Source organism: Mesorhizobium kowhaii (assembly GCF_003253745.1).
GTDB classification, from domain to species: Bacteria; Pseudomonadota; Alphaproteobacteria; order Rhizobiales; family Rhizobiaceae; genus Mesorhizobium; species Mesorhizobium kowhaii.
On record NZ_MZXV01000056.1, the window covers coordinates 449,672 to 461,813 of the forward strand.

Here is a 12,142-nt window from a genome sequence, read left to right on the forward strand (position 1 = left end):
GCCGGGTCAGTTCAACCCCCCTTTCACCCGATTCATTCGGTCATCCACCGCTCGTTTCTTCGCCAGAAAATGTGTGCAAACCGCTACAGAATTTTGGCCTTTCGAAGCGTGAACGCCTCGGCAAAATGCTCGGGCGCCCGGCATTCCATCCCGCGCAACCGCGCAAGCCCGGCGAATGTCTCGCGGTCGAACCAGTCCTTTGAGCGCTGCGTCCCGAAGTGCTCGTGAAGGAGTTCGATCTTGCGTTCCAGCACCTCGGCCGTAAGCGGCACGTAGGCATTGGGTTGGCAGAGATCGCCGTCCCATTTCGGAATCTCGTATTCGAGCACAAGATGATCGCGGAAGACGTTCCAGGTCAGTTGGTTGACCTCCCGGTGGTCTTGATGGGCATCGAACCTGGCGTGGGTTAGCACCACATCGGGATGAACCCGCGATCTTAAATCCATCAGCCACTTCTTTATAGATCGGCTATGAGCCGGAAAGTAGCTGTCTTCGAAATCCGCAACGTCGACCGTGGACGAGCGCGATCCTTCGAGGAAGGCCTCGGCCGAAGCCCTGGCCTCGGCCGACCGCTGGCCGCCGGCGCTCAGTACGCACCAGTCGACATGCAGTTTGACCCCCGACGCAATCAGCCCGAGTATCGTACCTCCCGCACCGATCTCTATGTCGTCGGAATGGGCACCAAGGCAGAGGATCGAGAGTTCCTCGCCGCGACGTGCGAGGCCAAGTCCCCTCATGATGCAGCCATTACCATGCTGCGCCTGATTCTCTCTGCGGTGACCCTTCTATTCCAGGGCATGTCACCCTTTTCGACCATGTCTTCGAGCGATTGCCAATCACGCAGCGTGTCCATCGAACGCCAGAACCCCTCGTGCTTGTACGCCATCAGCATGTTGTCATCGATCAATCGCTTGAAAGGTTCGACAACGAGTTCCTCGCCGTCACGCATGTAGTCGAAGATTTCGGGACGGAACACGAAGTACCCGCCGTTGATCCAGATCTCGGACGTCTCCGTCGTGCGGAACTCGCGCACGCGACCATCTTCGGCGATGTCGGCCAAATGGTATGTCAGCGGCGCGCGCACGGCGAGGAAGCAGCCGATCTTGTCGCTGGCCTCGAACTTCGCGATCACATCGTCGAGGTCGACGTTGGTCAGGCCATCGGAGTAGTTGGCCAGAAACATCTTCTCGTTCCTGACGTGGTCCTTCGCAGCCCAGAGGCGTTCTCCGATGTTGCGCCAGATGCCCGTATCGAGCAGGGTGATGCTCCAGTCCTTGACCGTGTCGCCGAGCAGCTTCACGTCCTGGCCTCCTTGCGTGACGACGCAATCGGAAAAGGTCTGCGGCCGGGTGTTCAGGAAGAAATCCTTGATGACGTTGGCCTTGTAGCCCAGACACAAGACGAATTCGTCGTGCCCGTAGTCGCTGTACCACTGCATGACGTGGCGCAGGATCGGCTGGTGGCCGAGCGGAATCATCGGCTTCGGTATGCTGTCGGAATAGTCGCGGATGCGGGTCCCGCGACCGCCGCAGAAAAGGACGACTTTCATCTCCGTAACTCCGATGGATCGATCACTGTCACGAAAGGAATTGGCACCACGAATTTCGCACCCCAGGCGGCGACATGGTGCATCTGCTGGATGATCTCGTCCTTCAGGTTCCACGGAAGGACCAGGATGTAGTCTGGCTTGGCCTGCTCGATCGCCTCGATGGACTTGATCGGGATGTGCATGCCCGGCGTGAAGCGGCCGTGCTTGTAGGGATTGCGGTCGACCGTGAAGTCAAGGAAGTCGGTGCCGATGGCGCAGTAATTGAGCAGCGTGTTGCCCTTGCCAGGCGCGCCGTAACCGCAAATCGTCTTGCCCTCGTCTTTGGCCGAAATCAGGAACGCGAGGAGATCGCGCTTCGCGCGCTGCGCCTTGTAGCCGAAAGAGGTGTAGGTCGTCATTTCCGTAAGCCCATGCCGCTTTTCGCGGTCGAGGAGTTCGGCGATACTGTCATCCGTAGCCCAGCTGCTGCCCTCGTTGGCGAGATAGACACGCAGCGAGCCGCCATGGGTGGGCAGTTCCTCGACGTCGATCAACCGCAGCCCGTGGCGGGCCGCCATCAGGTCGATCGTCAGCAGCGAGAAATATGAAAAATGCTCGTGGTAGATGGTGTCGAACTGGTTCTCCGTCATCAGCCGCTCGACATGCGGGAACTCAAGAGTGACCACGCCCTCCGGCTTGAGCAGGATTTTTATTCCCGCGACGAAGTCGTTGAGGTCGGGCACCTGCGCCAGGACGTTGTTGCCAATGATGAGATCGGCGCGGAGTCCTTCGGCCACCATTTGAAGTGCCAGCCGCACCCCGAAGAAGTCGACCCGGGTTGGCACGCCCTTCTCGACCGCAGCGCGCGCAACGTTGGCCGCCGGCTCGACGCCAAGCACGGGAACGCCGAGCGGCAGGAAGTGCTGCAGCAGGTAACCGTCATTGCTTGCGAGTTCTACCGCGAAGCTGTCGGCGCCAAGCCCAAGTCGCTCCGTGATCGCCCCGCAATAGGCTTTCGCGTGGGCCACCCAACTTGTCGAGAAGGAAGAGAAGTAGGCGTATTCGCTGAAGATGGTCTCGGGGCTCACATACTCCTTGAGCTGCACCAGATAGCAGCGGTCACAGACCAGGACATTGAGCGGATAATAGAGTTCCATCTGGTCAAGCTGCTCGGCCTGCAGGAAGCTCTCGCAAGGCGGCGACATGCCAAGGTCGACCAGAGTGTGGCGCAGGCGCGACCCGCACAGCCTGCAGCTGACATTCCGGCGTGCCGTGTTCTGGTCGCGAACGATTTCGACAGCCTGAATATTCATTCCGTACTCCTGTCGCGCTGGTTTGAAAAAACGGAGACGCGGTGGCCTGACGATGAACCTGTGCCCGCCGCGCTCCGTAGGGAGTGCTTCCTTTTCAACGCAGGTTAGGACGGGACGCCCCCCGAGTTCGATTTGCCAATCCGTCGGGTGCCTTAATCCTTATAGGGAAACGGCAGGGGCAATGACTCAGCAAAGACCTCCGAACGGGGTACTGCGGTCGGCCTGGCTTACCGCGATCGGAGAGGCCACCTAAGGCTTAGGTAGCTCTTCCAGCCCGGGCGCGCGGTGCCGACAATCGGACCGCCGGCCCTTGCCCGGCTGCTGGGGATTTAGGGAGACATGCAGTTTACCGAAACGGAGCTGAAGGGTGTCTGGCTGATCGAGCCGACACCGGTGGTTGACGATCGCGGTTCCTTCACCCGCCTATTCTGTGAAAAGGAGATGGCCGATTGCGGGCTGGCGACCCGCTTTGTCCAGCACAGCCGCGCACATTCGGTCAAAAAGGGAACACTGCGGGGGTTGCATTTCCAGGACGACCCGTACGCCGAGGTGAAGCTCGTCTCCTGTGTCCGCGGCGCGATTTTCGATGTCGTGGTGGATCTGCGCCCGAACTCGCCGACACGCCACCGCTGGCTGGGCTTCGAGCTGACGCCCGAGAACATGAGGCAGGTCTACATCCCTGCCGGGTTCGCCCACGGGCTCCAGACCCTTACGGACGATGCCGAGGTCTCGTATCTCATATCGCAGTTCTATACGCCCCATGCGTCGACGGGCGCCCGCTACAACGACCCTGCCTTTTCGATAGCCTGGCCTTTGATGCCGACGGCGATGTCGGAAAGGGACAGGACGTGGCCGTTGCTCATGCAGCGAACGGCCGCTGGAGCCTTATGAAGCCGTGGCCAGCAGACCGTGATCCGACAGCAATCTCGCGGCGGCAGCCAGTTCCCTGAATGGCAGACCCGAGCGCTCCGCCATGGAGAGCAGCGAATGCTGGCCGTCGGCGAGATTGAGCACCCAAAGCAGGGACATCGAGGTTGCTCCCGAAGACGCCTGCCCCCCCAGGGCAGCGTAGAGGCCGCGCCTGCCGAGTTGTGGTTCGCCCTTGGGACAGAGGCTCAAAGGCGTCCAATCGTCTTCGACGATGTCGATCACGTCCGTCAGGATGCGGAAGGAATCCTCCAGGTACTCCGGCTTGATGAAGTCGAGATTGTCAGCCGACGTGTGGTATTCGGGGAAGGTGCCGTGGACGCTCCGCTGGAACATGCCGACCGGAAGATTGAAGCCCGGCGAACAATATTGCCTCTCGTCATAGCCGTAAGGGGAGAAATCCATCAACTTTGCCCCGGCTTCACGCCCCAGCACGTGAGCCATGGCGCGATCGATGAAGGCGTCGCCACGGCGGCTGCGCTTGTATGCAGGGCTTCCCGCGTCCCCCACGCATGACAGCACCAGACCGTGGTCGATGAGATGTGTCCGGTCCTCGTTGCGAGACAGCCACGCGATCGAACCGATCGTGCCCGGAGCGAACAGGAAGCGGTAGCTGTATCGTGTTTTTCTTGCCCTCAGGCTTTTCGCAAGGGTTGCCAGCAGGGCCAGGCCTGAACAGTTGTCGTTGGCCAGCGACGGATGGCAGATATGCGCCGAAAGAAGGAATTCCCGATCGGTCTGGCCGCAGTGCAGGTATTCGCCGTAAGTGAGGCTGCCGTCCTTGAGCTCGGCATCGATCTCCACTCGGTAGAGACCGTCAGGCATTTTGGCCACACGGTCGTAGGCCATGCAGAAGCCCCATGTCGGGGTATAGTAGCAGGTGCGGTAGGGGATCACTTGCGGCTGTTCAGGCAACGTATGGATATGCGCCTTCAACTCGTTGAGCGGCAGGATCCCCATGAAGGGTACGCTGTAGTTGACGATGTGCAAGTTGGAGTCGGCAAAATCCACGACCGTTTGCCCGTCCGGGCCTGTGATGCTGGCCGAGCGGATGTTCCATTCCCTAGGAACAGTCCAGTCGAGCACCTGCGTGCCGGTGGGCACCTCATGCCGTTCCAAGTCAATGTGCCCCGACAGGATATCCAGCGTTCGTCGCACGCCGTCTCCGGTGATGCTCCTGCAGAACGGAAAGAGACGTTCGGCCAAGGCATAGATTTCTTGGCCGACGCTGATGGACGCCGGCGGCGAGCCGAGTCCGCCGGGGTTCACGTGTTCCATACCGGTTATCCCGCCGCTGCCTCCAGTGTTCTCGAGGCTTCGGCGAGCCGCATCCGCTGGTCTAGAAGTCCGTTGGCCAAAAGATACCTGATGTGGCCGATGCGCTGGAAGCGTGGCCCCTCGAATTCCTCGAGAGTGACATTCGACTTGCCGTAGGCTTGGTAAAGCTGCTCGGCGCCCCTGCGCGCATCCCATTGCGGCTTGAAGGCAGGAAGGGAGCGCGCGATCTTGTCGAAGCTGACGCGATAGGACCGCTTGTCGGGCCCGGCATCGGACGCGAATTCAAGCCGGCAGCCCGGCACGACCTCGGCGACAATCTCGGCGATGTCGCGGATCCTGTAGTTGTGATCCGTCCGTCCCACATTGAAGGCTTCGTTGTGGATGATCTCGCGCGGCGCTTCCAGTCCGGCGATGAACGCCCTGGAAATGTCCTCGATGTGGACGATCGGCCGCCACGGTGTCCCATCCGACTTCAGGAGGATCACGCCTTTTGTAACGGCCCAGGCAACCAGATTGTTCAGCACGATGTCGAAGCGGAGCCGGGGCGACAGGCCATAGGCCGTGGCGGGCCTGAAATAGGTGGGAGAGAAGCTGCTGTCGGCCAGTTCGGAAATGTCCCGCTCCGAAAGCACCTTGGACCAGCCGTAGGGCGTGACCGGGTTCAACTCGCCCGTTTCGTCGACCATCCCCTCGCCCGCCTGTCCGTAATTGCTGCACGACGAGGCGAAGAGGAAGCGCGACACGCCGGCCTCCTTGGCCGCCTTCGCGAAACGGACGCTGCCCTTGTGGTTAATCTCGTAGGTGATGTCCGGATCGAGATCGGACAGCGGGTCGTTGGAAAGGGCCGCCAGGTGGATGACGGCATCGAACCCTTCGAGGTCGCGCGCATGCACGTCCCTGACGTCCTTTTGGATGGACGGAACGGAAGCCCGCTCTCCGCCCGAGGCAAAGGTGCAGCGCCGGTAGAGATCGCTGTCGTAACCCGTCACCGAATGCCCTGCGCGCAGCAGCATCGGCACCATCACCGAGCCGATATAGCCTTGATGGCCGGTTACCATGACTTTCATCGCACACCTTTTCCCCAGCGGATATGATCGCGCAGAGGCTACTTGGGCTGAAAACAGTGAGGGAGAACGCCAATAGGCGATCAGGGTGCCCCGTTGGACGAAGCCTTGCCGCCCGCTACCGCTTTCGGGTGGTCCGCGCCTAATCCTTTCGGAGGACTTTCTTCAGAGAACCGTCGAGAGCAGGAATTCGTCCTGAGCCTCGGTGCGCGCGGTGCGCTTCACCCAGCAATGAATCGACCGTCCCGCCGTCGAATTCCAGGGTTCCCACGTCGGCAATTCGCTGCTGGGCCAGAGCGTGCTCGTACACCGCGATCTCCTTGCGCCGCCTCACCTTGTTGACGAGATAGGAGATGCCGTGGTCGTAAACCCATCCGGGGCCGGGGAGGCCTGTTTCTCTGCTGATCGCGCGCAGCAACGCGTGTTCCCTTGGATCGCACGTGCGGGCGCGCACGGGAAGGAATTTTCTAGGCCCGGTGTAGTGCCTAACCGTGGCCGTCCGCCAAGCGTGCGTGTGGAGGGCGCACTTCTGCACGTTGAGCGATATGGGCAGCAGAAGGGTGTCGGAATCGAAAGTCATGTTGAAGACGCATTGGTCGTGCGTCGGGCACGCATTCATGTACGGGCAGTGATCGAGGTGTTGTTGGAGGTTTTCTGAAAATCGCCTTTCGGCTTCCGTCTCCCGCCACTTGCGGGAGTTGATCAGCATCAGGCCGGAATTGAAGTAGCGGGGGGACAGGCCGTATACGTTGCACCGATCGAAAATCAGGGGGTCGTCGATGCCCGTGCCGATCGAAAGGTCGAGGCAGGCAGCGGCGATCTCATTGAACCCGGCAACCTGTTCGCAATGAACGTCGCCGAACGCGAGCATGTCTCCGTCCAGATAGAGCACATAGTCGTAGGCTTCAGATAGCTCCCCGATCGCACGCTCCTTGAGAAGGGCCGTTTCGGTGATGTGCCGATGCTTGCCCGGCCGTTCCCTGATCTCGAAGGCTGGTCGCGCAAAGGGGGCGTCTATCACATGGATCGTGTGGTTGCGCGACGCCAGGAAATCCTTGAAACGGGCGGGCACGTCTTTGCGGTAGCCGACCTGGAAGAAGTGAAAATCCAGCGGGCGGCTGTGGCTGCGGGCAAAGGAGGCCAGGGAATAGAGGGTTATGTCATGATAGTTCGAATCGCAAAGGTAGGCGGCAGCAATCCTTGTCCGGGACGGCCCTGGCGAAGCAGCGTTCGCATGGATCAACATGGAGCTGGCTTCTTTTCATTGTCCGCCCATTGATCGTCCGTCCATTGATCGCATTTCGCCCGGGCAGGCAAAAGCTGGCAGAAGGAAGTAAGCGCGCGAGATCGGACGTAACTCGTTTGGGGGTTCGGTCATCCGAAAATGGCGGGTTCCGGCTACCCCTGATTCAAGGCACACCAAGATCGTCCCGTCGGGCACCGGTCACTACGCGAATGCCTAAGGTCGACATAGCCATCCCCTGCTACAATCACGGGCGATTCCTCCGGCAATGCGTTGCCAATGTGCTCGGCCAGGGAGCGGAGATGCGCGTCCTCATCATCGACAACGCGTCAACGGACGGAAGCGAAGAGACCGCGCGCCGCATCGCAGCTGAGGATAGCCGTGTCGAGTTGCTCCTGCGGGAACGGAACATGGGTTCCCACGCTTCATTCAATTCAGGGATCGATTGGGCGGAAAGCGAGTATTTCATGATCCTTTGTGCCGACGATCTCCTCGCTCCGGGCTGTCTTGGGTGGGCTCTGTGGGTGTTGGAAGCCAAAACCTGCGTGGCTCTTGCCTACGGGGGCCAGGTCATCTGGGAGGAACCGAGTCCGTGTCTGTCCCAGCGGCTGTTGGCGGCGCAATCCACACTAGCCTTGTCACTGGACAACAACTTGCAGAGACATTGTCGATGCCGCACAAGCCAATCGGAACCGGTTCGTTTGTCGTCAGAACGTCAGTCCAGAAGCAAGTCTGCGGCGTTCATTGGCTTTGCTCCACAGGGTCTTGAGGCATCAGTTCCAGAATCCAGTCCGGGTATCCCCGGCTGTTGAGCTCTGGCGGCTTGAAAGCTGTGCGCTCCGCCTTGAAAGGGGAACCTTCAACATCCGTTACTTCCCCGCTTGTGGGATCGCGCCAGCGGGCGTGGACGGAAGTCGCCGAAAGCTGCGCGAGGTCGACGGTGACGCCCTCGTTGCCGGGCATGTAGACGACGGCGTAGGAGCCGTCCTTGGCCATCGCGGCGACCGCCCTCCCCATCTCCTTGCCTATGCCATCGACAAGCAATCTGTTCTTGCTGTCGGGCTCGAGCAGCCACCATTTTATCGACGATATGAAGGTTATAAGCACCTCCATGCTCTTTGCGCCGGGACTGTTGAGGGCCTCCTTCCACTGCATAGTCTGCCGCTGGACACCAAGTCCCCCGAAATGCCATATCGGGTTGTTGCCATAAAGATGCCCGAAAGCGCCCGAGAGGATCGCCTGGTACGCCTGAATGCGGACCCGGTACTCGTCGGCACCATGTTCGAATTCGTAGACGCTCTCGATCAGGAAGAAGGGCATGCCCCTGCCGATATCGTGCTCCCTGAGCGCGCTCGCATAGACGGGGCCGTGTGTGTAGACGTTGTTCACCTTCAGCCAGGGTTCGTGACCCCAGAATTCGAGCGGTGCCGTTTCGGGAGCGCCGTGGACGGTGCCAAGAGCATCGGGATCCTCTTCCAGAATACCCTTGGCGACGGCCCTAACCAGATCCTTATCCGCAGGATTGTAATCGCCGCCGTTGACCCACATGATGTTGTCGAAGCGCCGGTAGCGGCGTCCAACAAAACGACCATAGGCGTCGAGCCTTTCTGCTCCTGCTGCCGCCATTTCCTGATACCAACCCTCATCGCCACCGCCATATCCGAGATATGCCGGGGCGAGCAGCACAAGGAAACCAAGCTCGCAAGCCTTCTGCAGGATGCGGTCGGCATGGGCGAAGTATGCCTCGTTCGGAACGACGAAATCTCCGTTGTCGGCGAATGGTCTGTCGCCATATGCGTTTGCCGGCGCGTTTCGGGAGAACCGGTGCTCGAGAAGGTTGACCAGGACGGTGTTGAACCCGCGAGCCTTGCGGTCCTCCAGGTAGAGGTCTGCTTCCTCGTCCTTCAGGTCGGCGATCAATGACCAGGCCGAGTCGCCGTGCATGAAGAACGGATGGCCCTCGCTGTCGACAGGATAATTCTTTCCGGATTCGATCCGCAGCGGGAACTTTGTCCCGCCGTTGCGCTCGCAGGCCAGGGTTCCCGTCGACATGGCCGCCAAAAGGGCGCCGGCCATGAAAACAGACGCGAGGCTCACTGCCTTGACACTCCCTGTTGCCAGCGTTCCTGCTCAGCCGGGGGCCGGCACCGCGGAAACTTCGCGGGTGGCAGCGTGCCCGGATCTGAACTCCGATGAATCGACGATGCCGAAGGCCACGTCCTCGCGGGTCATGGTCCCCGCGCGCAGCTGCCGGGCATAGGTTTCAATCCCGTAATCGTCCGCGGGACGGTCAAGAAGCAGCAAATATAGGAAACTGATATAGCTGCGGTCCGTCAGGCCGATCGTGGCATATCTGGTTTCGAAATCGTCGGTGCGCATCATTTCCATGATCATGCCGGCGAGTTTGCTGTCTCCGCTTTCAAGCGCCGCCGACCAATGATCGACGCTGGACGTGTCGCCCTCGTGGCCAAGCACGAGGCAGTAGGCGAAGCTTGCCTGCCGCACATATATGGACTTGTCTGCGGCGGTGGTCTCGGGGTCGCAGTCCCGATGCGGCTTGGGCAGCGGCTGCGGTCCGCGGGTGAAGTCACGCACCGTCTTGTAGGCAGGCTTCGGCTCGCCGATCCTCCATTTGCCATCAGATGCTGCGGCGAGCCTCACCAATCCCATATTGGCTTCGAAGCCGGGGGCCCAGTAGGTCTCGTCGATCAGTTCGTAGATGTGCGCAGCCTCGACCTTGTACTTCTGGGTGAGTTCGCGAAGTCGCGTCATTGTCTGCTTGATGCCGTCGGCCTGCTGCCGCTCGCTGCGTTGACTTCCATAGGGATTGTTGAATTCGGTGACCCAGATCGGCTTGCCGTAGCCCGCGATTTCGCGGAAAGCCCATTCCGGGTCGTCGCCGTACATGTGCCACACAGAGATGTCCCAGGCGATCCCGTCCCGCTTCATCCGCGCGAACGCTCCGGTGTGGCCCCATCCGGCGGTGCCGATCGCCTTCCTGATGCCCGGATCGACCTCGGTCATGCCGTCGGACAGGCCCTTGAGGACGGCGCTCACCTTCACCCAGCGCGGACCGTAGTAGTCGAGTGCTCCCGTTCCTCCTGCCGGCCCCCATCCACATGGATATTGCGAGCCGTCGTCGCGTTTCTCGCATGGCTTGATGATGGCGTAGTTCTCCATCTCGTTGCCGAGTTCCCAAACGCGGATGTCGTTCTTGAACCTGGTGCCGAGGGTGACCGCCAGTTTCCGGGTCTTCTCGTAGAGCTCTTCCGGACTATCCTTGTCCAGATCGATGGCCGCAGGCGTGATGACGGGCAGGATCTCGATTCCTCGCGCCTTCCCGGCGTCGACGAGGTTGGCAAGCGTTTCTGCGTTGTCCTCGCTTGTAACGTTGACCCGGTACGATTTCAGGCCGAGATCCCTAATGAAATCGAGCTGCCTTTCGAGCGGGATGCCCGGATAGGCAGTTATTGGATGGCCGTTGACGCCCCAGAGCAGATCGGCGGCGGAAGTAGGCACGACTGTCGCCAGCAGGCAGGCCGCGATGGTTGCGAAACGAAAGGACATGGACGAGCCTCCCTGTCGGGTTTCAGATTCAGGCTGGATAGTCGGGACTGCGGCCGCTGGAAGCAATCTGCCCATACGGGTGAACGGAGTGCTCGCGCTACCCCTTTCGGCGGTCGCGCTACCACCATTGGGAAGCACACCTCTGGTCCGCGTCTACCCTGGCAGGCCCGGAGCACGCACCATTGTGCAGCCGAGGGACGAAAGCCGGACCAACCCCTTCGGGCCGCTCCTCGGTTCTGCAAGTTCATGACGCTGGCGCGCCGGATCACCTCGGATAGGCTTCTAGCTTCTGGCTTCCAGTGGCCGCCGTCCCGACTGGCGTCTTGTGACCCTCCGAACGAGGTCGAGAGCTGGCCTTTCCACAAATACGTGTGTCAGCACACCAACAATAAGGCATAAGAATATAATTACAGGAGCGAAGACAGCTTGTGACATTCCTCCCACAAATGTCGACTTAATGACCCAGCCATATGCCATCATGACGAAGACGTGCGTTAAGTAGAGGGCATAGGATGCATCGCCGAGCAGGACAGTTGCGCGGCCAGCTATTGATTGCGGTCGCTTAACCTCGAGAAATGCAGCCACTATCAAAGTTGCTGGAAGGCCCCATACGATGACCCGCGAACCGGGCAAAGCATCGGGATGGGGTAGGAAAATCGGGGACACGATTATTATAAGAAACCCGAGCGCGCCGAGAGCTAACGGGGCTTTCCATTTCTTGCCAGCGGAAAAAAACAGTGCCAAAGCGATGCCGAAACAAAACTCCAGAACGAGGGGGCTAGAGAAGAAATCAGAGTACGTCGAATTATGAATTTCTCTTCCTAACACAATTCCACCGATCATCAGCAATATCACAGAGATCGATGTCGAAAACATTTTTCCAATATTAAGACATATCGAAAAAATTATATAAAAATATATTTCATAAGAAAGTGTCCATGCGACATAAACTAATTTATCTCCAGGGAGTATCAGCGCGGAGTTCAATATGGTATATAAATCTATATTTTTGTTCTTTAAGAAACCTATAGCAGAGATTGCAGCAATGGTCGCACTGCAAATCCAGCACCATGGGAATAGTCGCGTTGCGCGCTTGATAATGAAACGTTTGGGAGTGTCAGCGGCCTGACCGGGGTGAAAGCGCACGTACACCACAATAAACCCGATAATCACAAAGAAAAGAACAAATACCGCGCAGCCAGATGCCGTTACCCCGTCGGAA

At 59.6% G+C, this 12,142-nt stretch carries 11 protein-coding genes; 2 read left to right on the forward strand and 9 right to left on the reverse strand.

Annotated elements, in window-relative coordinates:
- Nucleotides 1-83: 83 nt before the first annotated feature.
- From B5V02_RS27605 to B5V02_RS27615, 3 genes are read right to left on the reverse strand one after another with little or no spacing between them, the layout of a single operon-like run.
- On the reverse strand, nucleotides 84-737 hold the full coding sequence (locus tag B5V02_RS27605) for a PIG-L deacetylase family protein (RefSeq protein WP_111547175.1): 654 nt from the start codon (nucleotides 735-737) through the stop codon (nucleotides 84-86).
- Complete coding sequence (locus B5V02_RS27610; protein ID WP_111547176.1) at nucleotides 734-1,549, reverse strand: sugar phosphate nucleotidyltransferase; 816 nt, start codon at nucleotides 1,547-1,549, stop codon at nucleotides 734-736. The genes B5V02_RS27605 and B5V02_RS27610 overlap by 4 nt, the downstream gene beginning before the upstream one ends.
- Nucleotides 1,546-2,841, reverse strand: a complete 1,296-nt coding sequence (locus B5V02_RS27615; protein ID WP_111547177.1) for a class I SAM-dependent methyltransferase — start codon at nucleotides 2,839-2,841, stop codon at nucleotides 1,546-1,548. The genes B5V02_RS27610 and B5V02_RS27615 overlap by 4 nt, the downstream gene beginning before the upstream one ends.
- A 339-nt stretch (nucleotides 2,842-3,180) precedes the next feature.
- On the opposite strand from B5V02_RS27615, the gene rfbC reads away from it, so the two are divergent.
- Nucleotides 3,181-3,732: a dTDP-4-dehydrorhamnose 3,5-epimerase gene (gene rfbC / locus B5V02_RS27620; protein WP_111547178.1), complete on the forward strand. Its 552-nt coding sequence runs from the start codon at nucleotides 3,181-3,183 to the stop codon at nucleotides 3,730-3,732.
- On the opposite strand, the gene B5V02_RS27625 is transcribed toward rfbC, so the two are convergent.
- From B5V02_RS27625 to B5V02_RS27635, 3 genes are all read right to left on the reverse strand, one after another.
- Entirely contained in the window at nucleotides 3,727-5,046 is a 1,320-nt protein-coding gene (locus tag B5V02_RS27625; RefSeq protein WP_167458686.1) for a DUF4910 domain-containing protein, read from the reverse strand. The genes rfbC and B5V02_RS27625 overlap by 6 nt on opposite strands.
- 5 nt (nucleotides 5,047-5,051) lie before the next feature.
- Nucleotides 5,052-6,113, reverse strand: coding sequence for an NAD-dependent epimerase/dehydratase family protein (locus B5V02_RS27630; RefSeq protein WP_111547179.1), 1,062 nt, complete (start codon nucleotides 6,111-6,113; stop codon nucleotides 5,052-5,054).
- Nucleotides 6,114-6,252: 139 nt separating this feature from the next.
- The gene (locus tag B5V02_RS27635) at nucleotides 6,253-7,356 is read right to left on the reverse strand and encodes a glycosyltransferase family 8 protein (protein ID WP_111547180.1); all 1,104 of its coding nucleotides are present in this window, start codon (nucleotides 7,354-7,356) and stop codon (nucleotides 6,253-6,255) included.
- Between the two features lie 209 nt (nucleotides 7,357-7,565).
- Between B5V02_RS27635 and B5V02_RS27640 the strand changes: the two genes are divergently transcribed.
- The gene (locus B5V02_RS27640) at nucleotides 7,566-8,165 is read left to right on the forward strand and encodes a glycosyltransferase family 2 protein (protein ID WP_111547181.1); all 600 of its coding nucleotides are present in this window, start codon (nucleotides 7,566-7,568) and stop codon (nucleotides 8,163-8,165) included.
- On the opposite strand, the gene B5V02_RS27645 is transcribed toward B5V02_RS27640, so the two are convergent.
- From B5V02_RS27645 to B5V02_RS27655, 3 genes are all read right to left on the reverse strand, one after another.
- A complete protein-coding gene (locus B5V02_RS27645; RefSeq protein ID WP_111547182.1) occupies nucleotides 8,095-9,429 on the reverse strand; it encodes a glycoside hydrolase family 140 protein in 1,335 nt (444 codons plus the stop codon). The genes B5V02_RS27640 and B5V02_RS27645 overlap by 71 nt on opposite strands.
- A 54-nt stretch (nucleotides 9,430-9,483) precedes the next feature.
- Nucleotides 9,484-10,920, reverse strand: a complete 1,437-nt coding sequence (locus B5V02_RS27650) for a DUF4214 domain-containing protein (protein WP_111547183.1) — start codon at nucleotides 10,918-10,920, stop codon at nucleotides 9,484-9,486.
- A 282-nt stretch (nucleotides 10,921-11,202) separates the two neighbouring features.
- The coding region (locus B5V02_RS27655; RefSeq protein WP_146606156.1) for an acyltransferase family protein at nucleotides 11,203-12,142 on the reverse strand (940 nt) is incomplete at its 5' end.